Origin of the sequence: Diplocloster agilis (assembly GCF_019042275.1) — a bacterium.
Classification (GTDB): Bacteria; Bacillota; Clostridia; order Lachnospirales; family Lachnospiraceae; genus Diplocloster; species Diplocloster agilis.
On sequence record NZ_JAHQCW010000007.1, the window covers coordinates 1 to 24,463 of the forward strand.

The 24,463-nt window shown below is 50.5% G+C and carries 21 protein-coding genes and 1 tRNA gene; 6 read left to right on the forward strand and 16 right to left on the reverse strand.

Features of this window, described 5'->3' with window-relative positions:
- Positions 1–267: 267 nt before the first annotated feature.
- Together KTH89_RS05890 and KTH89_RS05895 are read right to left on the reverse strand one after the other, a co-directional pair.
- A complete protein-coding gene (locus KTH89_RS05890) occupies positions 268–1,623 on the reverse strand; it encodes an MATE family efflux transporter (protein WP_158341858.1) in 1,356 nt (451 codons plus the stop codon).
- Positions 1,624–2,012: 389 nt separating this feature from the next.
- On the reverse strand, positions 2,013–3,035 hold the full coding sequence (locus tag KTH89_RS05895) for a PLP-dependent cysteine synthase family protein (protein WP_158341860.1): 1,023 nt from the start codon (positions 3,033–3,035) through the stop codon (positions 2,013–2,015).
- 538 nt (positions 3,036–3,573) lie between these two features.
- Here KTH89_RS05895 and KTH89_RS05900 point away from each other — a divergent pair.
- The 3 genes from KTH89_RS05900 to KTH89_RS05910 all read left to right on the forward strand — a co-directional run bounded on the left by KTH89_RS05900 (position 3,574) and on the right by KTH89_RS05910 (position 7,214).
- Positions 3,574–4,347 carry an alpha/beta fold hydrolase gene (locus KTH89_RS05900; protein WP_238721028.1) on the forward strand — a complete coding sequence of 258 codons (774 nt, stop codon included), beginning with the start codon at positions 3,574–3,576 and terminating at the stop codon, positions 4,345–4,347.
- A 3-nt stretch (positions 4,348–4,350) separates the two neighbouring features.
- A complete protein-coding gene (locus KTH89_RS05905) occupies positions 4,351–5,913 on the forward strand; it encodes a UDP-N-acetylmuramoyl-tripeptide--D-alanyl-D-alanine ligase (protein WP_238721029.1) in 1,563 nt (520 codons plus the stop codon).
- Between the two features lie 86 nt (positions 5,914–5,999).
- Positions 6,000–7,214: a D-alanine--D-alanine ligase family protein gene (locus KTH89_RS05910; RefSeq protein WP_158341866.1), complete on the forward strand. Its 1,215-nt coding sequence runs from the start codon at positions 6,000–6,002 to the stop codon at positions 7,212–7,214.
- A gap of 53 nt (positions 7,215–7,267) precedes the next feature.
- On the opposite strand, the gene KTH89_RS05915 is transcribed toward KTH89_RS05910, so the two are convergent.
- The 8 genes from KTH89_RS05915 to KTH89_RS05950 all read right to left on the reverse strand — a co-directional run bounded on the left by KTH89_RS05915 (position 7,268) and on the right by KTH89_RS05950 (position 15,593).
- Positions 7,268–7,762 (reverse strand): DNA-deoxyinosine glycosylase, encoded by a 495-nt coding sequence (locus tag KTH89_RS05915; RefSeq protein ID WP_238721030.1) that lies wholly within the window; start codon positions 7,760–7,762, stop codon positions 7,268–7,270.
- Positions 7,763–7,808: 46 nt separating this feature from the next.
- Positions 7,809–8,288: a hypothetical protein gene (locus KTH89_RS05920; RefSeq protein WP_238721031.1), complete on the reverse strand. Its 480-nt coding sequence runs from the start codon at positions 8,286–8,288 to the stop codon at positions 7,809–7,811.
- Between the two features lie 62 nt (positions 8,289–8,350).
- Positions 8,351–9,523: a DHHW family protein gene (locus KTH89_RS05925; RefSeq protein ID WP_238721032.1), complete on the reverse strand. Its 1,173-nt coding sequence runs from the start codon at positions 9,521–9,523 to the stop codon at positions 8,351–8,353.
- Between the two features lie 13 nt (positions 9,524–9,536).
- A complete protein-coding gene (locus KTH89_RS05930) occupies positions 9,537–11,003 on the reverse strand; it encodes an MBOAT family O-acyltransferase (RefSeq protein ID WP_238721033.1) in 1,467 nt (488 codons plus the stop codon).
- A 5-nt stretch (positions 11,004–11,008) separates the two neighbouring features.
- Complete coding sequence (locus tag KTH89_RS05935; protein WP_238721034.1) at positions 11,009–11,566, reverse strand: DUF4358 domain-containing protein; 558 nt, start codon at positions 11,564–11,566, stop codon at positions 11,009–11,011.
- A 66-nt stretch (positions 11,567–11,632) separates the two neighbouring features.
- Positions 11,633–12,229 carry a rubrerythrin gene (rbr, locus tag KTH89_RS05940; protein WP_158341878.1) on the reverse strand — a complete coding sequence of 199 codons (597 nt, stop codon included), beginning with the start codon at positions 12,227–12,229 and terminating at the stop codon, positions 11,633–11,635.
- Positions 12,230–12,270: 41 nt separating this feature from the next.
- Positions 12,271–14,499, reverse strand: a complete 2,229-nt coding sequence (locus KTH89_RS05945; RefSeq protein WP_238721035.1) for a thiamine pyrophosphate-dependent enzyme — start codon at positions 14,497–14,499, stop codon at positions 12,271–12,273.
- Positions 14,499–15,593, reverse strand: coding sequence for a 2-oxoacid:acceptor oxidoreductase family protein (locus tag KTH89_RS05950; protein WP_158341882.1), 1,095 nt, complete (start codon positions 15,591–15,593; stop codon positions 14,499–14,501). Before KTH89_RS05950 ends, KTH89_RS05945 begins: the two co-directional genes overlap by 1 nt.
- A gap of 292 nt (positions 15,594–15,885) precedes the next feature.
- Here KTH89_RS05950 and KTH89_RS24880 point away from each other — a divergent pair, with 292 nt between their 5' ends.
- Positions 15,886–17,022: a collagen-like domain-containing protein gene (locus KTH89_RS24880; protein WP_275061755.1), complete on the forward strand. Its 1,137-nt coding sequence runs from the start codon at positions 15,886–15,888 to the stop codon at positions 17,020–17,022.
- Between the two features lie 114 nt (positions 17,023–17,136).
- Here the strand turns inward: KTH89_RS24880 and KTH89_RS05960 are convergent, their stop codons facing one another.
- The 5 genes from KTH89_RS05960 to KTH89_RS05980 form a co-directional block, all read right to left on the reverse strand.
- Positions 17,137–18,288 carry a collagen-like domain-containing protein gene (locus tag KTH89_RS05960; protein ID WP_238721036.1) on the reverse strand — a complete coding sequence of 384 codons (1,152 nt, stop codon included), beginning with the start codon at positions 18,286–18,288 and terminating at the stop codon, positions 17,137–17,139.
- Positions 18,289–19,044: 756 nt separating this feature from the next.
- Complete coding sequence (locus tag KTH89_RS05965) at positions 19,045–19,896, reverse strand: DegV family protein (protein ID WP_238721037.1); 852 nt, start codon at positions 19,894–19,896, stop codon at positions 19,045–19,047.
- A 160-nt stretch (positions 19,897–20,056) separates the two neighbouring features.
- Positions 20,057–20,569 carry an O-acetyl-ADP-ribose deacetylase gene (locus tag KTH89_RS05970; protein WP_158341890.1) on the reverse strand — a complete coding sequence of 171 codons (513 nt, stop codon included), beginning with the start codon at positions 20,567–20,569 and terminating at the stop codon, positions 20,057–20,059.
- Positions 20,560–21,258 carry a M48 family metallopeptidase gene (locus KTH89_RS05975; protein ID WP_238721038.1) on the reverse strand — a complete coding sequence of 233 codons (699 nt, stop codon included), beginning with the start codon at positions 21,256–21,258 and terminating at the stop codon, positions 20,560–20,562. The genes KTH89_RS05970 and KTH89_RS05975 overlap by 10 nt, the downstream gene beginning before the upstream one ends.
- A gap of 25 nt (positions 21,259–21,283) precedes the next feature.
- The gene (locus KTH89_RS05980; protein WP_238721039.1) at positions 21,284–21,754 is read right to left on the reverse strand and encodes a hypothetical protein; all 471 of its coding nucleotides are present in this window, start codon (positions 21,752–21,754) and stop codon (positions 21,284–21,286) included.
- A 646-nt stretch (positions 21,755–22,400) separates the two neighbouring features.
- On the opposite strand from KTH89_RS05980, the gene KTH89_RS05985 reads away from it, so the two are divergent.
- Together KTH89_RS05985 and KTH89_RS05990 are read left to right on the forward strand one after the other, a co-directional pair.
- Positions 22,401–22,474 (forward strand) — tRNA-Arg (locus tag KTH89_RS05985).
- Between the two features lie 255 nt (positions 22,475–22,729).
- Positions 22,730–23,896, forward strand: a complete 1,167-nt coding sequence (locus KTH89_RS05990; RefSeq protein ID WP_238721040.1) for a M23 family metallopeptidase — start codon at positions 22,730–22,732, stop codon at positions 23,894–23,896.
- Here the strand turns inward: KTH89_RS05990 and KTH89_RS05995 are convergent.
- Positions 23,890–24,456, reverse strand: coding sequence for a tRNA (mnm(5)s(2)U34)-methyltransferase (locus KTH89_RS05995; RefSeq protein ID WP_158341898.1), 567 nt, complete (start codon positions 24,454–24,456; stop codon positions 23,890–23,892). The two genes, KTH89_RS05990 and KTH89_RS05995, sit on opposite strands and share 7 nt — an antisense overlap.
- Positions 24,457–24,463: the final 7 nt, after the last annotated feature.

Below are 24,463 nucleotides of genomic sequence, written 5' to 3' on the forward strand. Positions count from 1 at the left end.
AGCCTCTGAACCGGGAACACATCACGTGTTCCTGGTGAATAGGCTCGGTTCCTGAACCCGGCTTTTCGATTCCCCCTAGCGGATACCAGCGCTAGCCCTCCGCGCTCCCAGGGAGATACAAAAGAACCCGGCCGCCCGGAGCGTCCCCGGGAAGCCACAAAAGATCCCGGCCATAAGGAGCATCCCCGGATACGGCCGCAGTCCCCAGCCCGAAACGGCGGGCATACGAAGTCCCGGGTAAGAGCCCTAAGCCAGTTCCACCCTCTGTCACAGATCGGCCAGTTTCTGTCTGTACATGTGGCGAAACATCAGCAAAGCCATGAGTATAGAGGCGATCTCAGAGATAGGAAATGCAAACCATACCGCGTCAAGGCCGATCATTTTTGCAAACAGGTAAGCCACCGGCAGGATAATGACCAGCTGGCGGACGATGGAAATAATCAGGCTGTAGATCCCGTTCCCCAGCGCCTGAAACACGGATACAACCGTGATGCTTACGCCCGCAAAGACAAAGCTCAGGCTGATAATGCGGAGGGCCGGCACGCCGATCTGCATCATCTGCTCCGACGCGTTAAACAGCTTCAGCAGCTGTTCCGGAAAAACCTCGAAGATAAAAACGCCCACCAGCATAATCCCCACAGCCAGAATGGTGCTCAATTTCACCGTATCCATGATCCTTTTTTTGTTCCTGGCCCCGTAGTTATAAGCCACAATCGGAACCATTCCATTGTTCAGTCCAAAGATCGGCATAAAAATAAAGCTCTGCAGTTTAAAATAAACTCCAAATACGGAAACCGCCGTGGAGGAAAACATCAGCAGGATTTTATTTACCCCAAACGTCATCACCGAAGATATGGACTGCATAATAATGGACGGAAATCCCACCGCATAAATATTCCGGATCGTCTTCGCATTGGGCCGAAATTCCCGGACTCTCAGCTTGATCTCCACATTTTTCTTTTCATTAAAATAAAAGCTCATCAGCATGGACACGGTCTGTCCAATGACAGTTGCCGCCGCAGCCCCGGCCACTCCCATTTTCGGGAAGCCCAAAAGCCCGAAGATCAGAATCGGGTCCAGCACAATATTAATCACAGCACCGGTACCCTGGGTGATCATATTATAGATCGTTCGTCCGGTGGACTGCATCAGCCTTTCAAACGTTATCTGCATAAAAATGCCCAGTGAAAAAATAGTACAGATCATGAGATATTCTGTTCCATACTGGATAATCTGTGCGTCATTGGTCTGTGTCTCGAAGAATATCCGGGAAAAGAAAATGCCGAACAGGGCGAACGCAAGGTAGCTCAAAATCCCCAGAAAAACCCCGTTATTCGCTGCGCGGTTCGCCTCTTTAAAGTTCTTTTCTCCCAGACTTCTGCTCAACAGCGCATTGATCCCGACGCCGGTACCCGTAGACACCGCGATCATCAGGCTCTGGATCGGAAAGGCCAGCGAAACCGCGGTCAGCGCGTCCTCCCCGATCATAGCCACAAACATACTGTCCACTACATTATATAAAGCCTGCACCAGCATGGATATCACCATCGGCAGGGACATCGTAATCAATAATCTGTTGATCGGCATAACGCCCATCTTATTTTCCTGTTGTACTTCTTCCATAGTCTTCCTCCTGTTTTGTGGTTCTGCTGCTTCATTTTACGAAAGGGCTTAAGGGCCAAAGGGCCGGGGCGGGCTTGGGCAGGAAGGGGCTCCGGGAACGGGGGCAGCCGAAAAGGGGACCGAATCGCATCGGCCCGGCCTAAGAACGGGTAAGCAGACGGGGACCGAACCTCCTATTAGCAGGACCCGGGGCAAACTCGCCAAAAAACGGCTCAAACAGTGCCCCGGGTCCTGCGAGGTTCTGACCCCGTCTGCATAACCCGTTCTAAGGCCCGGCCTCAAGCAATTCGGTCCCCTTTTCGGCTGCCCCCGTCCCCGGAGCCCCTTCCTGCCCAAGCCCGCCCCTACTTTGGTGATGGTTTAAAGTTTCATGTGCTGTTACCTGGTCCTTATCTGGCCGGACAGGGGTGCGCGGTCACGCTTAGAAGCTCCAGTTCTTTGGTTATATAGGTGTCTTTCATTTCTTGCGGTTCGGAGTAGTCTGTTGAGAGATATTTTTTATTGTCGTCTGCGAAGGTGGTGACGAATACGCTGTCCTGTCCCAGCTGTTCCTGCTTCATCACACAGCCGATGAAGTTCGCGCCGGATGACACGCCGACGCCTAAGCCCAGCCGCTCGGAAAGCATTCTGGCCATGATGATGGAATCGCCGTCATCTACGGAGACTACCTCGTCTAATTCCGGAAGCTTCAGCAGATCCGGTATGAATTCGTCTGAGATTCCCTGGATTCTATGTTTTCCCACTTTGTATCCGGTGGAAAGGGTAGGGGAGTTTAAGGGTTCTAACGGATACGCTTTGCAGGCAGGATTACTGTCCTTGAGCGCGCGGCCGACTCCCATAACGGTTCCGCCTGTTCCCACGCCGGCCACAAAGCCGTCCGCCTTCAGCCCCAGTTCCGCAAGCTGAGCTGCGATCTCCGGGCCGGTTGTCTCATAATGCGCCTTCGTGTTATCCTCATTGGAGAATTGGCGGGGCAAAAACACATTCCCTTTCTCCGCCAGCTCCTCGGTCATCCGGATCGAACCCAGGAAGCCGCCCTCTTCCCTGGAGACCAGACGTACATTGGCCCCATAGCTCTTCATCAGATTCACCCGCTCGCTGCTCATCCAGTCCGGCATATAAATTATGACCTCATGCCCCAGATAACTGCCCAAAGCAGAAAAAGCGATACCCGTATTCCCGCTGGTCGCCTCCACGATCTTATCCTGCGGATGGATACTCCCCTCCTGATAGGCTTTCTTCATTATATAAAAGGCCACCCGGTCCTTTATGTTTCCAGTAAGGTTATAAGATTCCATTTTCGCAAAAATGCGTCTTTTCGTCCCCTTAAATTTAAACTGAATCTCCAACAACGGCGTCCCGCCAATCATCGGTTCTATCCGATCAAACAATTTCATTTTTTCCAAATCCATCTGCAATACGCTCCTTATCAAATTTCACTTTTTTCATCATAACCCTTTCGTTTTCCCCTGTCAATGTACAGATTCTCCCCTCTTCAAACGCCCTCCCACCACCATCACGGATTTGCCCCCTCCCCTCCGGCCAGAATTAAGGCAGGGGCTGACGGGGCCGGGGTGCCCGGGGACTGTCCGGCTGACGGCTCAACCTTCCCGCGCCGCCGGGCCGGATACCTTATGGCGGAAAAAAGCATGGCCGAATAGTGGAGGGAGACTCAAGGGAGAATGGCGGCCCCCTGCCGTCATTCTCCCTGCTTTCAGAGGCTCCCGGAACTGCTTATGAGGTTGCTTTTATCCGTCATAAGGTATCCGGTCCGGCGGCGCGGGAAGGTTGAGCCGTCAGCCGGACAGTCCCCGGGCATCCCGGTCCCGTCAGCCCCGGTCCCCAACCTCCCCAGGCCGGCAAATCCCGCCCACGGTTTTCTTGACAAAGGAGCTCGTCTCGCACTATAATGAAATGATCTCTATTATTATATGTTAAAGGATGATTTTATTGAATATTACGGTTCAGAATATTCGCACCAATTATACGGTATCCGGCGAGGGGGAGGACGTCCTGATCCTGCACGGATGGGGCTCGAATCTTACTGTGCACAATCAGATGGCGGCTTATCTGGCCCCGCATTATAGAGTCTACGCTTTGGATATGCCTGGGTTTGGGGAGACGCCGGAACCACCGGCTGCCTGGGATGTAGATCATTATGTGGATTTTGTACTGGAATTTATCCGGGAAATGGGAATCCGTTCTGTCATCCTGATCGGGCATTCCTTCGGGGGCAGAGTGATTATTAAAATGGTAACGCGCCAAAATCTGTCTGTCACGTTTCCCAAGCTGATCCTGATTGACAGCGCCGGGATTCTTCCGAAAAAAACTTTGAAACAAAAATGTAAAATACGAATATATAAATTAGGAAAGAAGATATTGAATATTAGCATCGTGAAAAAACTGTATCCCGATGCTCTGGAGAAGATGCGCGCCAAGAGCGGATCTGCGGATTACAATGCAGCCTCCCCGCTGATGCGGCAGGTGCTGGTTAAGGTGGTAAATGAGGATCTGACTCCGTATCTTGCTTCGATCCCTTCGCCCACCCTGCTGATTTGGGGGGAATTGGATACGGCCACGCCGCTGGCTGACGGCCAGCTTATGGAAAAATTGATCCCGGGCGCCGGACTGGTGACGGTCAAAGGGGCCGGTCATTTCTCTTTCCTGGAATCCAGCTATCTGGTTCACAAAGTTATCGGTTCATTTTTGAATATTAAGGAGTAATCTATGAATAATCTTATATTGGGTCTCTATGCGGTATCCTTTGCGGCTGCTTTTGTGGTGCTGTCCATTTATCACATGCACATGTTTCAGCTGAACTCCTACAAGCCCGGTCCTCATGTACACTGGCTTAAGGAGCATCTGGGCAGTATGACCGGCCGGGTTCTGGCGCTGCCGGTCAGTATGGTTCTGCTGCTGATTCCGCATCCGGTCTGCCAGGTGCTGGCTATCGTCTGTAATCTGCTTACCCTTGCGGGGAACCGTCCGAAAAAAGCGAAGAAGCCGCTGGTTTATACCAAACGGGTTATCCGCATGTTCGTGACGGAAGGGATCTTATTCCTGGTGTTAAGCGCCGGCGGCATTTTACTGTGCCGGTTTCTGCATCCGGCCTTTTTACTGTCGCTACCGGTCATCGGTATCCTGGCTCCATTTCTCATTTTGCTGGCCAACTTCATCAACCGGCCTGTTGAGAAATCCGTGAACCGGCACTTTATCCGGGAGGCGGAGGATATCCTGAAAGATATGCCGAACCTGACCATTGTGGGTGTGACCGGAAGCTATGGGAAAACCAGCGTAAAGTTTTATCTGGGCAAGCTGTTGTCCGCCAAATATAATGTTCTGGTCACTCCTGGTAATTTTAATACGACCCTGGGTGTGGTAAAGACTGTCCGGGAGCATTTAAATGCTACCCATGAGGTCTTTGTCTGTGAGATGGGCGCTAAGACCGTCGGGGAAATCAAGGAGATCTGTGATCTGGTGCATCCGGATTATGGTGTGATTACTTCGATCGGGCCGCAGCATCTGGAGAGTTTTCTCTCGATTGACAATGTGATTAAAACAAAATTTGAGCTGGCGGATGCAGTACCTCCTGCCGGAAAAGTATTTCTGAATTACGACAATGAATATATCCGCCAGAAACAGCTGGATAAAACGGTGGTCACTTACGGGGCCGGGAATCCGGACTGTGATTTCCATCCGTATGATATTACGGTGTCCCGGAAGGGTTCCTCCTTTAAGCTGGACGCTCCGGACGGCCAGACTTATGAATTTTCCACTAAACTGATCGGTATCCACAATGTGGTAAATATCGCAGGGGCCATAGCGGTGGCCTGGGAGCTGGGCGTCCCCATGCGGGATATCGTAACCCAGGTGCGTAAGCTTGAAGGGGTGCCCCATCGGCTGCAGCTGATTCCCGGTCCCACCAGGCTGATTATCGATGACGCTTATAATTCTAACCCCAGCGGAGCCAAGGCGGCCTTAGATACCCTGGACCAGTTCGAAGGCCTGAAGATCCTGGTCACTCCGGGAATGGTGGAGCTGGGCGACCAGCAGTACCAATGCAATAAAACGTTCGGGCTGCAGGCGGCCGCCGTCTGTGACTATGTAGTCCTGGTGGGTCCCAAACAGACAAAACCGATCCAGGACGGCCTGGCGGAAGCGGATTATCCCTCCGGGCAGCTCTTTGTGGTCAACGATCTCCAGGAAGGTTTGCAGAAGGTGGACGGTATCAACGCCCACGGCGCTATGAAGGTGGTTCTGTTGGAAAATGACCTTCCGGATAATTATTAGAATTACAAAACCAATCCCTTTACATGAACTTTGCAGTCCCGCATATTTTCTATCCATATCTGAATCAAAATAAAGGAGTCCGTATTATGAAAATTAAAGTTGGCGTTATGTTTGGCGGTATGAGTGTAGAGCATGAAGTCTCCGTGATCACCGGAATCCAGGCCTGTTATGCCTTCGACCGGAACAAATATGAGGTGGTCCCCATTTACATTACCAAAGATAATCAGATGTATACCGGAGAATATGCCGGGGTGATCGAAGAATACCGCAACATCCCCGAACTGTTAAAGAAGAGCCAGCGGGTGATCCCGGTGAAAGAGGGGAATAAGCTGTGCCTGATGAAATATCCGATGAAAAAGTTCGGAAATAACGTATACGACTATATTGATGTTGCGTTTCCCGCTGTCCACGGCACGAATGTGGAGGACGGCACGCTGGCCGGTTATCTCCATTTTCTGAATGTTCCGTATGTGGGCTGCGATGTTCTCTCCTCCGCGGTGGGAATGGATAAATATGTCATGAAAGCAGTGTTAAAGGACCATCAGATTCCGGTGCTGGACTGCGTCGTTTTGAATATCCGGGAATACAATGCGGATACGGAACAGCATCTGGCCCGGGTGGAAGCCCGCCTCTCCTACCCTGTGATCGTAAAACCCATCAATCTGGGTTCCAGCGTCGGCATACGGATTGCCCACGACCACGATGAGTTACTGGACGCACTGGATTACGCTTTTGAATTTTCCTCCAAGGTTCTGGTGGAAAAAGCCATCACGAATCTGAAGGAAATCAACTGCTCCGTCTTAGGGGATTATGAATCGGCGGAAGCTTCCGAGTGCGAGGAGCCGGTCAATTCCGACGAGATCTTAAGCTATGAAGATAAATACATGTCCGGAGGCGGCTCCAAGTCAGGATCGAAAACCGGTTCTTCCGGCGGCGCCAAAGGCGGTATGTCCAGCCTGAAACGGAAACTGCCCGCCGAGATCAACGGGGAAGTCCGGGAGCTGATCCGCAGTATGGCTGTGGATGCGTTTAAGGCGCTGGGCTGCAGCGGCGTTGCCCGTATTGATTTTATGATCGACCAGGATAACGACCAGGTCTATGTAAATGAGATCAACACGATACCCGGATCTCTCTCCTTCTATCTGTGGGAACCGCTGGGCGTCCCGTATTCCGAACTGTTGGACCGCATGGTCCGGCTGGCTCTGAAACGGGAACGGGAAAGTGAAGAACTGCATTTTTCCTTTGATACGAATCTTCTGGCCGGGGTTACCCTCGGGGGAAGCAAGGGTTCCAAGCGCTGAGGCGCCGGAACCCTTTTATAATTCTATTAGAAAATTCTAAAATGAATCCATTTTCATCGGAGAGTTTCCTCCACTGCCCCGTAGGCGGATTTTAACTGTTCGTAGGACACGGCACAGTTGGCCGGACTTGTGGAGGGAAGCGGAACGGCCGGAATACGCGTTTGAGGATAGCAATAACGCTTATAGAGGGCGGCCGCTTTGGTTCCGGTCGTGAAGATCGTGCGGATAGGGGCGGCGGCCAGGATCGGGAGCAAATCGTTTGGGACCGGGTTTCGGATACTGCTGTCGTCGGCTCTGTGAATCTCGCAGGAAGCCAGGACATCCCATAACGCGATGTGATTCCGATGGAGGAAACAGGTTTTGGCCTCATTTGTCTCCGGAAGGGGCTGGGACAGCACGTCTGCCAGCACCTTCCAGAAACGGTTGCGGGGATGCCCGTAGTAAAAGCCGTTTTCACGGGATTTCGGGGAGGGCATGGTGCCCAGAATTAAGACACGGGATTCCGTATCGTATATGGGCTGAAAGGCATGGGTAATATGTTCGGGCATGGTCAGTACCTCTATTTTTTATGTTTTCTTCTATTCAGGAGCAGCCTTACCGATGAATAGACGGGTTCGGATGATAGGGGATTGGCGTCGGATTTTTTACATAGAAGGCTCCGATCGCATCGTTTACCAGATCGTAAAGCTCATCCTGGGTGCAGGCCAGTTCCCCGTGATATTTGGTTTCCAGTTCCTCGTCTGTAATCTGGCCGTTTTTATACCGCAGGGCAGTCTGCCCCGCCGCTTTCATTTTATGCAGCGCGTCCTGCACCTGGGCCTTTTCCTGCCGGGACAGAGCATCGCTTGAACAGAGCGCCCGGGTCAGGAAATCACAGAAATATTCGAAATCTTCATCCCAGTTTCTGTTGCCATTGTTCTGCGCTTCATAACGAAGCTTTTCGATCTGGCGCAGCATTTCTCCCTGGAGAACATTTGACTGGCCTTTCGCGGGTACATAGTTTTTCCAAATATATTGGCACTCTTTGAAATATTTCACGGAATCTCCCTTTCTTGTGTACGGACTTTGTTTCATGGAATCTTCTGCTATTATAGTTTGTTATGATTCGGTTGTAAAGTTGTTCTGTTCCGCAAAGTTTATTTTCCATGTTCCAGCCGGTACAGGCTGCTGTTTGAATACCGGACGGTTTGATAGAGTATCAGGACATCCGTGATATCATTTTCCCGTATATAGGCCGGTATGTCCGGCCACAGATAGCGCAGATCCATGACGTGGGTCTCGTTGAAATGATTCACCAGAAACGGAATCATGCAGTTGGCATAGGAATCTTTTATAACCAAAAGATTTCCGGCGGTATCATTTGTCTGCATACCGGCGCCTGCTGCCGCTTCCCCCTTAGATCGCGTAATTTTCACCAACGGCTGGTTTCCATTTAGAAACACTTCATATCCATCCCGGGTTCCCAGCTTATCGTACGCATACAGGCTGCCGGTGATCCGCTCGCCGCCGTTATAATTTACCTCATAGGATATCTCTTCCGCGGGAATATAGATCTGTATCCGGTCCGGCGGCACCTTCACATGGACTTTGGAATAGACCGTTCCATAAAAATCATAATCCGGCTCTTCCACATGCCACGCCTCTGCCGGCCAGGCGGGAATTCCTGTTTCTTGCGCCCATGCCTGGTAGCCGTACCAGGCCCCAAGCGTGGTCCAGTGATGGTCGGTTCGGTAATAGATCTCCTCCTCCCTGTGTTTTCGAAGTATGGACGCGGCATCCACATATTGATCCGGCAGCGCCTGACGCACCCGGCTCATTAATTCCGATTGATCCAGCCCCACCGCGAATGCGGGCAGTTTGTCGGTCAGAATGCTGTCCGCGGAAGGAATCAGCATGATTTTTACCTTTCCTTTTCCGGTGATCTCTTCCGCCTGCTTTACGAAACGGGCGGTGCGCTCTATATTTTCCCGGAATACCGTTTCGTCCATATCTTCCCGGGTATGACGCTCGATCAGATATCCGTCGTCAGCCAGATAGACCCCGTTGCTCTCTTTCTTACCCAGAACACGCTCAGCGGCGGTTCTCAGAGAAATCCAGGCATCCCGGAAGGGGAATTGATCGGTAAGATAGACCTCGTAATCCCCGGTAAAGTCCCCGGAGAGTATATCGGATATCTTCCATTGGGGTTTCTGGGCCAGGAAGCGCCGCTCATGTTCCGAATAATAAACCGGAGGCTTCAGCAGGCTCACGAGACTGATGCCGGCAATCACGGCAAATACGGCTACGACCGTCCAAGGGTACCTTTTCATTGCTAGTTCCTTTCTAGAAGCGGAAATACAAAAATGGATTGTAGGAAGCGTTAACCAGATATGCAATGGATAGCAGCAGGATACCTACCGTACCGATACAGACGATACAATAGATTCCAATGCACCGGATACCGTTGTGAACGGCATCGCTTTGGACATCACCGGCGGCTGTGCCGCAGCATCCCGAAGCCAGATTTCTAAGCCGGCGGAAAGGGAGGCTGGTGCAGCCCAAAGCCAGCAGAATCAGAAGAAGGCCGTATTCGGACAGCAGGTACAGGCTTTCCCTGTCTGCGGCCGGAAGCCCGCTGGTTCCGAACAGGGCGGACAGATAACGGATTCCATCTTGAAAATGGTCGAACGCGAAGATTACCCAGCCTATCATAATAAAGAACAGCGCATAGAGATGCCGGACAGCCGCGCGGCATTTTTCCAGCGCTTTTAGCAGCCAGAGTTTTTCATTAATCAGTAGCACGGCAAAATACAGGCCCCAAATCAAAAAATTCAGAGACGCTCCATGCCAGATACCGGTAAGCCCCCATACGATCAGCAGATTTCGTATCTGCACGCCTTTCCCTTTCCGGCTTCCTCCCAGAGGAAAGTAGACGTATTCCTTAAACCAGGTGCCCAAAGTGATGTGCCACCGCCTCCAGAAATCCGTGATGCTGTCAGCCATATAGGGATAACGGAAGTTTTCGGGATAAACGAATCCGAACAGATAGCCAAGGCCGATCGCCATGTCCGAATAGCCGGAAAAATCAAAGTAGATCTGAAACGCGAATGCCGCTATCCCAAGCCACGCTTTTAACAGGGTCATTTCATCCATGGGAATCGCCGCGACGGTCTGCCAAAGGACCCCTATATTATTGGCCAGAAGCACTTTTTTCCCAAGCCCCGTGACCAGGCGCAGGGTGCCCCGGACTATTTTTTCCCGGTTGATTTCCCGTTTTCTCAGCTGCAGGTCCGTAGTCTCGTAGCGGACTATGGGCCCGGCCACCAGCTGGGGAAACAGCGCCACAAAAGCTCCGAAGTCTATGATATTCCTGGCCGGTCTGGCCTCCCTCCGGTAAATATCGATGGTGTAGGACATGGTCTGGAAGGTGTAAAAGGATATGCCCACAGGCAGCGGCAGCTCCGGCAAAGGGATCTGTGTGTGCGCTGCCAGGTTAATCCCCTGGATCAGTAAATCGGAGTATTTAAAGATGCCTAACAAAAGGACGTTGATGATAACAGAAGAGGCGACTGCGCATTTCGCCGCCAGCCGCCGGTTCTGGTTGAGAAAGGAATCCACCAGGTTCCCATGAATATAATCCGTCACCGTGGAAAAAATCATAAGTCCCACATAGAGAGGCTCCCCCCATGCGTAAAATATCAGGCTGGCCAGAAAAAGCGCCAGGTTCTTGTAAATCCGGGGAACCAGAAAATACACCAGCAGGACAGCCGGAAGAAAACGGAACAAAAATACAAAGCTGCTGAATACCATAGCGTCTACTCGTACAGCATCTCTTCCACGACATCCACGGCCTTTTTATTCTCCGCCTTCGCCGCCTCAAGAGCCGCCTGATCTCCCCGGTCCATATCTTCCATGGATAGTTCGCCCAGCATCAGGAAGAACACGTAATTTCCATACCGGACCACCTGGGAGGCCTGGATCTTAATCTGGTTCATGGGATACTGCATCGTATCCTCCAGCAGGCGTTTCCGGTACGCCAGCAGCGCGTCCTCCACCTCCTGCGCGTGATCCTTTTTCGCTTCTATCCCGACGAAGGTATCCACCTGCGCACTGATCATCGGGCCTTTGGCTATGGCGTTCTCATACCAGTCCTGTTTTACTCCGAATTCGGACTCCAGCGCGCCGGCATCATATTCCGTATTGGGGACATAGTTATCCCCAAATACTGCGGCCACCGCTTTTTCAATATCCGCCAGGGCTACATCCGTAACCGGCGTGTCTCCCTTATTTTCTTCCGGCCGGGAGCATCCCCACAGCGCTGCCGCCATCAAAAGAAGCGTTATTCCCAGGATTCCTGCTTTTTTTCGTTCCATTCCACTCTCACCTTTTACGTCCCTTCCTAATCGGTCCTGTTTCTTATCTTATCCTGAATACAGATTTTATTTCTGGTAAGGCGCCAGTTCCAGGCGGATAAAATATCCCTGATCATGGCTGCACACCGGGCATACCGCGGGCGCCTGCGTCCCGGTATAAATATAGCCGCAATTCAGGCACATCCAGCCTGTCTTTACATCGGATACAAACAGCTTATCCTGTTCCATCATTTCCGCAAATTTTCCAAACCGGTCGCCATGGGTCTTCTCAATTTCAGCGATCATATGAAAAGAGCTGGCTACCTTGTGAAATCCTTCTTCTTTCGCGATATCTCCGAACTTCTTGTAGACATCCTGCCATTCCTCATATTCATTATGCTGGGCGAATTTCAGCAGGTCCACTACCCGGCTGCTGATATCCACCGGATAACCTCCGTCCACATGGATGGTCTCTCCTGCCAGTTCCGTCAGGTGGTTATAATAAATCTCCGCGTGCTCCTTCTCCTGATCCGCCGTAAACTGGAAGATACTCTGGATCACATACAGGTTCTGGCTTTTCGCCTGAGACGCCGCAAATGTATAGCGGTTTCTGGCCTGGGATTCCCCGGCAAAGGCTCTCATCAAGTTATCTTTCGTCTGGCTGTTTTTGAATTCTACTGACATTTGGAATTCCTCCTGTTTTCTTCTTATTTTTTAAATTTCTACTACAACAACGGATTCTCCGCTCTCGCTTTCAGTCTTTCCCAGCGGCGGTCTGTCTCATTTTGTATATTTTCCACGACGGAGGCGTATTCCGCCTTACTCAGATGCCTGGTTCTGCCCATCATGGCCAGCCAATCCAGTACCGGTATTTTCTTATTCCCCTTTTCCGGATTATAGTTAATATTTGTCACGCCCTGCTCGATCTCATACAGCGGGAAGTAGCAGCAGTCCACGCCTGCGGCGATTACTTTTCGCTCCGTATCGGGGCGGTCGCTCCAGTTCAGCGGACAGGCGGACAGAGTTTTGACATAGGCCATGCCGTAACGGTTCGCATAATACTGAGCTTTGGCAGCCTTTTTGATAAAGTCCGCCGGATTCGATTCCGCCACCGTCGCCACGTAGGGAATGTGTGACGCCGCCATAATCATAGGGGTATCCTTGTGGAAAAATGTCTTGCCGTATTGCTGCGCACCCACATGGGACGTAGAGCTCTTGGCCCCCATCGGCGTGGAGTATGACAGCTGGTACCCGGTATTCATATAGCCGCCGTTGTCGTATTCAAAGAGAATCAGCTTATTGTTTCTCAGAGCTGCCCCCAGGGCGGAACCCAGGCCAATGTCCATGCCGCCGTCGCCGCTGACCATAATAAACGTAATCTCTTCGTCGGGATATTCTCCTCTCTTCTGGCGCTGGTGGTACATCTCCAGAATTCCGGTCAGGGTGGCAGGTCCGTTTTGAAACAGGTTGTGCACATAGGGTACCTTAAAAGCAGTTTTCGGATAGTTGGTGGTCACCACCATGCCGCAGCCCGTATGGAACAGCAGAACCACATTTCCCTCGATTCCCCGCAGCAGCAGATTTACATTTACCGGAATACCGCAGCCCGGGCAGGCTCCGTGTCCGGGCGCCAGTCTCTTCGGCATCGCGGTGGTATCTCCGACCTTTGCCCCTTTTACGGTCAGCTTATTGGTCTTCTCATCCTTTTCGCAGACCGTCAGGCCGAGGGACGCCTCCTTGGCGGTAATGGGATTAAAATACTGTGCGCCGTCATAGGCCTTTGTTCCCGGATACTTTCCATAGTAATCGAAGCGTACGGGATCATCCGTCACGCACTCTTTAAAGAGCTTAAGCGCGTCCTCCACATAAAAATCCCGGCCGCCCAGGCCATAGATCCTGCTCAGCACGTGAGCCGTCTTCTCATGCTCCTGGAGCATCGCCTTGATTTCCAGCGTCATATTGCCTCCGCGGGCCCCGTAGCTGTCCTGCCGGTCGCAGACCAGTATCACTTTGGCGTTCCTGCAGTGCTCATATAATTCCTCCGCCGGGAACGGACGCAGGACATTGGCGGTAAATACGCCTGCCCGGCAGCCATGTTCCCGCATCTCATCCACCGCCAGTTTCGCAGTATGGTAACTGGAACCCAGCAGGAAGAGCAGAAACTCGGCATCCTCCGTGCGATACCCTTCCGTTTCCGTATATTTTCTTCCGGAAAGCTGCTCATACCCGTCAAAGATCTCGGGGATCACCTCCCTGGCCTCTTCCATGGCCAGATGCAGCTGGTATTTATTATTAATCGTATCCGGCTCATTCATATAGGACCCGATGGAAACAGGATGTTCCAGATCCAGGCAGGAATAATCCGCATCATATTTCCCCAGAAACTCCTGCACGGTACGGTCCTCCTCAAACACCATGCACCGTCTTTTCTGATGGCTGGTAAAGAAACCGTCAAACGCCACAATAACCGGAAGCTTCACCCGCTCCGCGATCTTCAGCGCGCACAGGTTCATGTCGTAGACCGCCTGTGGTGTATTCGCATATAAAATGATCCAGCCGGTATTCAGCGTATACATAATATCGCTGTGATCGCCTTTGATGGAGAGCGGTCCCGATACGGTACGGCAGGCCACATTCATTACCATAGGAAATCTGGTGCCGGACTGTACCGGCAGCTGTTCCAGCGCATACAAAAGCCCGTTGGCGCTGGTCGCGTTAAACACACGACCTCCCGCCGTGGAAGCTCCGTAGCAAATCCCCGCCGCGCTGTGCTCTCCCTCGGCAGCGATCAGGGAAATATCATGTTCCCCTTCCGATTTCATCAAATCCAAAAACTCCGCGATCTGCGTAGACGGCGTGATCGGATAATACCCCATCACATGATAATTAATCTGTTTGGCCGCGTAGGCCGCCAGTTCATTACCGCTTTCAAAGAGCACTTTTTGTTTTTCCATCACACCAGACCTCCGTCCACTCGTTTTTCATCCAGATAGGCTTCGCTGGTCACCCAGGAATTCGCGCCCACATCCTCGAATTCCAGATGATCCACAATCAGATCCTTATTCCTTACAAACCACTTCGGTTCCGGATGTTCTCTCTCCAGTCCCCGCACCAGGGCGTTGGTCGGACACACGTCCACGCAGCGCAGGCACCCCTTACAGTGGTGGTAATCCAACCCCGCGTTGACCATCATTTTTCTACCCTTATACTCGCCGGGCCGGAACTGGAACACCATATCCGGACAGGTGCTGTCGCACAGCCCGCAGTTGATACATTTATCCTGCAAAAAAAGCGGTATATAACCTTCCCGGGAAGCCGACAGATCATTGGACACCGTACTCCCGAATCTGGGATTCACGCCGCCCGCCGGAGCCGTCTCATAACCCCATTCATTCTGTCCCTCCTTATAAGGCACGTAGGAATATTTTTCATCGTCCTCAAACATCATGGACTTCGCCAGTTCATATCCTTTTTGAATCCCGATAATATTATTCTCCAGCAATTTCGGATACTTTTTCCCCACCGTGTCCCTGGCCAGCGCTATCACGGCCTCCACCGGAATAAATCCCGACGCCTTCGCAATTGCTCCCAGCATCACCATGTTGATCCTGCTCTTATTCTCCATAGCGATCTTCAGGGCATCAATACAAAAAATCTCACCGGAGCACAGCTTTAACTTCTCCCGGATCTCCTCCGGCCCCAACGGCGTGTTCATCACTATCTTCGTATTCGCATCCACGCCCGCCGTCACCGGCAGTTTTCCGGCCATAGCCTCATGAAACAACCCCAGAATATGAGGCTTCTCCACCGGGCTGTTCACATAAATATCCCGGTCCGCCTCGCACCACCGGATAAACGCCTTCACCGGTGACCCTCTTTTCTCCGACCCGTAACTTGAAAAGCTGGCCGAGTTAAGCCCCAGATAGTTCGCCCCCAGCTCGCCCAGCATCTTCCCGCAAAGATTCGCTCCCAGACCGCCGATACTCTCCAGGCGTATCTCATAATACCCTCTCTCATTGACCACAGGCAATGCAGCACTCTTAGACATGTCCTTTCCTCCTTATCCATAATCAATGGTAGTATGCTGGGAATATTGGTAAAATATGCATCTATAAAGAATTTATTTATCTAAGTGTTATGGCAGAAAATTTTGGCGTGTTACCGAGCCGTGTAAGTACGAGTATAGATAAGAAACATGGATAATTATATTTATTAGATTAAGACACACGATGTGTCTTTTTGATGGATATACAAAACGTAGGACTATCATATTTCGAACATATGTTCTATAATATTTTTAGAACGTATGTTCGGAATTGATTAATAAGGAGGATACATAAATGTCTGATCAAAGCACTTATACACTATTTCTACCCGAAATCGGGGCAAACGGAAACTGGTATATCAACGGTATTGATACAGGTAAACCATCGAAAGGCGAGAATGGTGTTACACCGCATATCGGTGAAGACGGATTCTGGTATATCGGAGATGAGAAAACAACCATATATGCGAAAGGTAAATCGGCCTATGAAATTGCGGTGGATTATGGTTTCCAGGGGAGTATGATTGACTGGATGAACGGCTTGAAAGGAGAGAAAGGTGATCCCGGGGAACAGGGAGCTGCAGGACCGGCTGGCGAGCCAGGTATTGCCGGTCCGGCGGGACCGAAGGGTGATACTGGAGCACAGGGTCCTCAGGGCGAAACTGGTGCGCAGGGTCCCAGAGGCCTGACTGGACCAGAAGGCCCACAGGGCGTGACAGGGCCGAGAGGATTGACCGGACCTGAAGGACCGCAGGGGCCTACCGGTGCAATAGGCCCGAAGGGAGATGTTGGTCCAAAAGGAGATCCTGGAGTACAGGGACCAAAAGGTGATACAGGCGCGACTGGACCACAGGGCCTAAAAGGCGATAAGGGCGATCCTGGACTCCAAGGTCCCAAAGGCGATAAGGGTGCTGCAGGAGAAGCGGGTCCGATGGGCCCACAGGGGCTAAAAGGAGATAAAGGTGATCAGGGAGTTGCCGGACCTCAGGGACCGAACGAGGCGAACTTGATTTATATGTCAAATAAACAAACTACTATAGAACAGGCAATAAATACTATTAATAATAATATATCGCCTTTACTAAGCAGCAATGTGACAACTATAACGAAAACAGTAAATACAAATGCCGACGGTACCTATGTGGAAGTCTACTCATATACAGCAAGCAAAAGAGTTATGATTACCATAACCGGATATATTGAATTTTCCGGTTCAGTCACAAACGGAGTTCGTTGCTATAGGCTAATTGATACAGGTGTGAATTATCCCTTGACATGTCAGATTATGCCGGTAACCTTAGGTTATTCAACCTATATGCCGATATATTTCTCTAAACAACTCAGCGTTGGAGAGAAAATATTAATTGAAATTAATGCTTATGGGGCACAAACTTCGGTATCAACGGATGTTCGCTTAAACGTTATAACTTAAATAAAAATTATTAGTGATTCATAAATGAAGACCGGTCCTACGGGGCCGGTCTTCATTTATAAACTATAGATAAACTTATAAACCCGAAATCTATCTACACTTATTAATGGTTATTTAAATAACATAGGTGATATTCATATAAGTCCAATATCCAGCTGGTATATCTGATACATATGGAGTAAAAGCAATAACGCCGCTAGCTGTTAATTCAAAATATGCAGTATTTGAATGGAAAAACTTACACCACTCTCTAATATCCGCTTTAGGTCTATATTTAGTCGGAATTGCACCGATAGGGTATCTAGTTAGAACGTTCCACTGTGACGTTGGTTTAATGTTTATGTTTACGTTAACAACATTTCCAGTTTTACGTATTTTAATGGCACCACTACCGCTATTAGTGAATGATGTTAATTGATCAATTTCAACTGTAAACTCGTCTTCAAATTCCGATAAATTATTATTTGTATTATTAATAGCCTGTTCCACAGTAGTTTGACTATTTGACATATAAATCAAGTTCGCCTCATTCGGGCCCTGAGGCCCAGCTACTCCCTGATCACCTTTATCTCCTTTTAAACCCTGCGGTCCCATCGGACCTGCTTCTCCCATATCGCCCTTGTCGCCTTTGGGTCCCTGCGGACCAGGATCTCCTTTCGGACCAACATCTCCCTTCGGCCCCATAACGCCGGTAGGTCCCTGCGGTCCTTCAGGTCCGGTCAATCCTCTCGGCCCCGTCGCGCCTTGTGGCCCTTCCGGCCCTGTCAGTCCCCTGGGACCCTGCGCACCAGTTTCGCCCTGAGGGCCCTGTGCTCCTGTGTCACCTTTAAGCCCCTGCGCACCAATAGCCCCGGTATCGCCTTTATCCCCTTTCAAGCCCTGCGGGCCAGCCGGTCCTGTCTCTCCGAGATCTCCTTTTAATCCCTGAGGACCTCTAGGTCCTATAGGTCCCTGCTCGCCGGGATCACCTTTCTCTCCCTTTAAACCCTGCTCCCCAGTGTCACCTTTCTCTCCTTTCAGGTTGTTCATCCAGTCGACCATACTCCCCTGGAATCCATAATCCACCGCAATTTCATAAGCCGATTTACCTTTCGCGTATACGGTTGTTTTCTCATCTCCAATATACCAGAATCCGTCTTCGCCGATATGCGGTGTAACACCATTCTCGCCTTTCGATGGTTTACCTGTATCAATACCGTTGATATACCAGTTTCCGTTTGCCCCGATTTCGGGAAGAAATAGTGTATAAGTACTTTGATCAGACATCTATGTATCCTCCTTATAAATTATATTAGAACCTTCGTTCTAATATAATTATAGAACATACGTTCGATATTGGATAGTCCCACGTTTTGTATATCCATCAAAAAGTCACGTTTTGTGTCTTATTCTAATAAACAAAATTGTCCATGCAACTTATCTTTATTCATCCAAACATTGATTTTTAAAATAAACTTTTATCCTCAACACAAAAAAAGAAGAACCTCTAATATCTGTCTTCTTCAAAACTCGCCATCAAGCCAAGTCACTCCAACAAGAAAGGTTCCTGATTCTAATTTATAATTAAAGTAGGGCCTGGAGCAGGAAGACGGGCTCGGGATGGGGTATTTGCGGCCCGGAGGCTGTCCCCCAGGGGGCGGGCTGCACACGGGTACGAAAAAGCAGGACGGAGGCGGCAGGATTGGCCGTGGTCCGGGGCATTGGGCGGCCGAGCTGCTGCTTAACAGAATCAGGACGGCGAATTCGGGATGCATGGCGGCGTACACCGCCGACATGCAAGGGCCTCTGAACCGAGAACGCGTCATGCGTTCTTGGTGAATAGGCCCGGTTCCCGAATTCGCCGTCCTGATTCTGTTTAGCAGCTGTCGGCGCAAGCCCACAGCCCCGGATCACGGCCAATCCTGCCGCCTCCGTCCTGCTTTTTCGTACCCGTATGCAGCCCGCCCCCTGGGGGACAGCCTCCGGGCCGCAAACACCCCATCCTGGGCCCGTCTTCCTGCTCCAGGCCCGGCCCCTTCTCACTCATTCAGTCTCAAACAAAATCCCGAGAGTATTAGGACCACAATGGCAGGAAATCGTGCAGCTGGCTCTGGTCACGTAGATATTTTCGAAATCCATAGTCTCCTGAATGGTTCTGCGCACCAGCTCAATATAAGAATCATCGATTCCCGAATGCGTGATAAAAATCCGGTTTCTTCTGATATTATCATAGGCAGCCAGCTTATCCTTCGTATACTTCACCAGAACCTTTTCCAGATTTCCCCGGTATTTCTTACCGACTCCCATAGCGCCGGATCTGTTATCCACCTCAATACAGGGCTTAAGATTCAAAAGATTCGCTCCCAGAGCGGTAACGGAGGAACATCTCCCCCCCGCGTGCATGAATTCCAGGGTATCCAATATAAAGCTGGCATGACAATTTCCTGTTCTGGCTTTCAGCGTATCACTGATCTGTGACGCCTCCATGCCCTGGCTGATCATTTCCGCCGCATCCAACACCAAATGTCCCATACCGGAAGACAGATTACAGGAATCCACCGGATAAATACCGCCCAGCTCTTTTGCCGCCAGACAACAGTTCTGATAGGAACTGGAAAGGGCGCTGCCCAGATTCAGATGTACCACCTCATATCCTTCGCTGATCCAAGGCTTAAAATACTGTTTATACTCTTCCACATTAATCGCAGCAGTCTTCGGCAGGATTTTCTTCGTCCAATAAGCCTCATAGATAACATCCGGAGCGATATCCACATTATCCATATAATCCTTTCCATCCAGAATAATATGATAAGGATAATAATTGACCTGATACCGTTCCTTCAGCTCTTGTCCCAGATCACAGGTACTGTCCGCGCTCAATATTACTTTCTTCATGTTAGACCCCCAAATCTTTTCATCTCTTATATATAAATCAAACCAGAACATATAATATCACAATTTCCCGATTTCGAACAGCCCTTTCCCAAACTCCGGCTTCCAACTCCAGCTTACCGCGGGTGCGTTTCGCCCGGCAAATTTCTCTCACCCGCCGCCCTCATCTCTGGTTCAGCATACGGTCATAAATCCCTTTTGTCTTCTGATCGAAAAGCACAAACAGAACCAAATCCAGCTGGGCCGGCTGTGTCCGTAAAAACTCCGCCACCGTATCCACGGCTATGCGGGCTGCTTCTTCGACCGGGTAGTTGTAGATCCCGGTGGAAATAGCGGGAAACGCGATCGAATGCAGGTCATGCTGAACAGCCAGATGAAGCGAGTTCCGATAACAGGAAGCCAGAAGCTGCGCTTCGTTCCGGTGTCCTCCCCGCCAGATCGGACCGGCTGTGTGGATAATATACCGGCAGGGCAGCAGGTAGCCCTGGGTTATCTTCGCTTCTCCCGTATCACAGCCATGCAGCAGGCGGCATTCTTCCAGGAGTTTCGGTCCGGCGGCCCGGTGAATCGCTCCGTCCACGCCTCCCCCGCCCAGCAGCGACGTGTTCGCGGCATTTACGATCGCATCCGCCCTTATTTTTGTGATATCCCCGATTACAGTCTGTATCATCCCCATATCCCCTCACTGTTCAATATAGATTTGGCTTTTCTCCAATCCGGATAGAACCGTTCCACATATCCCCAGAACACTGCATTATGTCCTTTTTCCAAAAGATGTACCAGCTCATGTACAATGACGTATTCCAGGCATTGCATCGGATACTTTACAAGGTGCAGATTCAGGCTGATCCTCCGGTCTCTTACATTGCAGGAGCCCCAGCGCGTCTTCATTTTCCGTAACGTGCAGCGGGTGACCGACACCCCGATTTCAGCCTGCCATTTCTCCAGAAGCGGTTCTGCTTCGTTTTGAAGCTGTTCCGCATACCATCGGTACAGGATACTCTCCGCCTCCTCGATTGTCTGCCCTTCCCAACAGGGAATCAGCAGCTTCCGTCCGTCAAATGTCACCGCGTCACCCCTGCGGCCTCGGACACTTTGAACCGGATATTTCCTCCCAAAATAAAAAACCTGGTCGCCTGATTTATAATTATGTACCGGCTCTGCCGCCCTTTGGAGCATGCTGCTTCTGTGCGTCATGATCCACGTAAGCCGTTTTTCAATCGCGTCTTTGATTAACCGGTCGGACATACGTCTGGGCGCCGATATCCGCACCACTCCATCCGGCGGAACGATCCTGATATACAGATTTTTAATATTCTTCCGATTCAGCTCTATCGGAAATGAATATTCATCCAGATAGTTCATGCTGCCGCCTCCGCTGTAAGGATTTTCATAACAGATCACAATACTGGAACTTCGTGCGCTTATTTTTGAAAAAAACCGGATAGCGCAGCTCGTAGTTTCCCCATACCGTACACGGAAACCTGGTAAAATAAAAGGTTGAAAAAAGGATCTCTCTAGCCGTAATATCCGACAAAAACCGGATCATGGGACGGGTCAGGGGATAATAAACTTCCTCTTTTCGAACATGGATGTTCATCAGTATAGTCAATTGCTCCTCCGACAGGCTCTGGCGGAACCCTCTCTGCTCTTCTCTCGACAGCCGTCCATAATAAAAATCGCAGTAAGCCTCCGTCCTCCCGTTAATCTGGAGCATCACTTCCAGCATATGGCGGTATTCCGGCTCAGTCCGCTCCAGGACCACATGTTCGTATCTGGAGAAGCCCTCTTCTATTTCCGGAAATAGCAACGCTCCCTTTTCCCTCAATATCCTCTCCGGCACCGGATAGATCCCTCCCATACATATCCTTCCCTTCTCTCACACACACCGTTTCCACTCTCATCTGCTCTGTCTCTATTATAAATAATTTTCATCCTCGAATCAATAATCCTGCTTTGGTTAAATGTACGAAATTATCTGGGGGGGCCGGAGGGGTCAGGAGCCAGGGGAGGCTTTGGGATGGGGGCCGGGCGGCACGGGAGCCGTATCGCTTCGGCCGCGCCTAAGAACGGGTAACTCCGAAGAGGACGAAACCTCTGATTAGCAGGACCCGGGGCAAACTCGCCAAAATGCGGCTCAAACAGTGCCCCGGGTCCTGCAAGGTTTCGACCTCTTCTGCGTAACCCGTTCTAAGGCGCGGCCTCAAGCGATTCGGCTCCCGTGCCGCCCGGCCCCCATCCCAAAGCCTCCCCTGGCTCCTGCCCCCTCCTACTCTGGTGATAGCATAGTAACATTTTCCTTACAGTCTTTGTGTATATCAAAGTAGTATAAAAAATTGCCGCACATACAAATCAACAGCCAATACCAAAGCAGGGAAGAGTCCGAGAGGACGGAGCGGGGGACTCCTGGCCCACCGGCCCCGTGCGAATAAACTCGGAAAAAAATAAATTTCTATTGACATTCGTCCTGTTTCCGCGGTACAATAGGAAAGGTTTCCACATAGTACGTACCCGTAGCTCAGCTGGATAGAGCGTTGGACTCCGACTCCAAAGGCCGTGCGTTCGAATCGCATCGGGTACATAGAGTAAAGATTCCATGTGTTTGCGCATATGGAATCTTTTTTTGTTCTTTTTAGGTCGGATTTATTTTTTAGCTTTTCTGCCTCTTCGTTCCCACTTCCCGGGTCATATTGTCCCTTTGTTTTACATAAAATATTTCAGACAGGACTTGAATTTAAATTACATTGTAGAACTTTGTCTGGTCGGTAAACTGCGTTTTGGGATGTTCGCGCGTTTTGCGGGTCAAATTTGAATGGTATAGGATTGAGGGGACCGTATGAAAAAATATAAGAAAAGAATTCAAAGAAGTATCTATTGTGAATTGATCCTCCTGTTTTTGTTCGTCTGCATCTTTTCCTATCAGAAAGCGACGGGAGATACGGTTTACACTGCCTCCGAAGCCACGAAAGAATCCACAGACAACGCCGCAGATCCGGCCGGCACGACAGATACCAAGGCACAGGAAGCGCAGAAGGATTTTATTAAATGGGTGGATTTCAAAGCCTCCTACGAAGCCCTTGACGCCGCCTACCATTATGACGTGGATACCCAGTCCGCGCCCGTGCACCTGAACTGGATCGAACTGCTTGCCTATACGGCGGCAAAAAACGGAGGGGATTTTCCCAAAAGCGCGCTAAAAGATATGTCCGCTCTGGCCGATAAACTGCAAAACAAAGAGATTACCATGGCGGAAGCCACCAAGGATATGAAATATTATTCTTATTATCTGGAAGCCTATACGGCCATATTGGGCGGTTTTGTAGGTGAGTACGATATTCAGCAGCCTTCCGAATCAGACCCTTCCCAATTGGAATGGGTAAAAAAGTACGGCCTAAAAGCCTTTCACCCGATTGCGAAAGGCTTTGAATACAGCGATTATGATGATTTTGGGGTGTCCCGCTCTTACGGCTATAAACGGCAGCATCTGGGACACGATATGATGGGACAGACCGGAACTCCCATCATCGCCGTGGAGTCCGGCTACGTGGAGGCCATCGGCTGGAACCAGTACGGGGGCTGGCGCCTGGGCATCCGCAGCTTTGATCAGAAGCGGTATTACTATTACGCGCATCTGCGCCAGAACTTTCCCTACGTCAAAACTTTAAAGGAAGGCAGCATCGTACAGGCCGGAGATGTCATCGGCTATATGGGCCATACCGGCTACAGCACCACGGAGAATGTCAATAATATCGACACTACCCACCTGCATTTCGGTCTTCAGCTGATCTTCGACGAATCCCAGAAAGAAGGCGCCTCCGAGATCTGGGTGGACTGTTACAGCCTGGTCCGCTTCCTTTATAAAAACCGTTCGGAGACGGCCAAAGATGAGTCAACCAAAGAATGGTTCCGGATCTACGAGATCAAAGATCCCTCCGTTCAGGAATATGCCTCCACGCACCATCCCAACGCCTCCGATTCCGCGAAAACAACATCCGGTCAATAATTTTTAAAGATAAATACCGGAATCGGCGGATGATTCGGTTTGTTGATAAATTCGTTCTTAATTACGGTGTAATCCTTAGAATCCAACGCTTCCAGAAACGATAGCACAGCGTCCTTCTCGTCGAACCCGCTGTCTTTGCCGCTATAGACACTTACTGACATCACGCCGTCCGGCTTCAGCAGCGTCAGCCCCTTTTTTATGGCGGCGATCGTCGTCTCCGCGCTGGTGCATATGGAATGATCCCCGCCGGGCAGATACCCCAGATTGAACACGATCCCATCCACTGAGTCCGGCTCTGCGTAAGCATCCATGTTGACATGAGAATCCAGGTAAACCTCCGCGATCTCATCCAGGCCGAACATCTCCAGAAGGCTTCTGGTCGTATTCACCGCGTCCTCCTGAATATCAAAAGCGATCACTTTGCCCTCGCTGCCGACCAGCCCGCACAGAAACTCGGTATCATTTCCATTTCCGGCTGTGGCATCGATGCAGATATTCCCTTCCCCGATATACTTCCTCAAAAAATCATGTGTGTACTCTACAATCGTATGACGTTTCATCCTAATT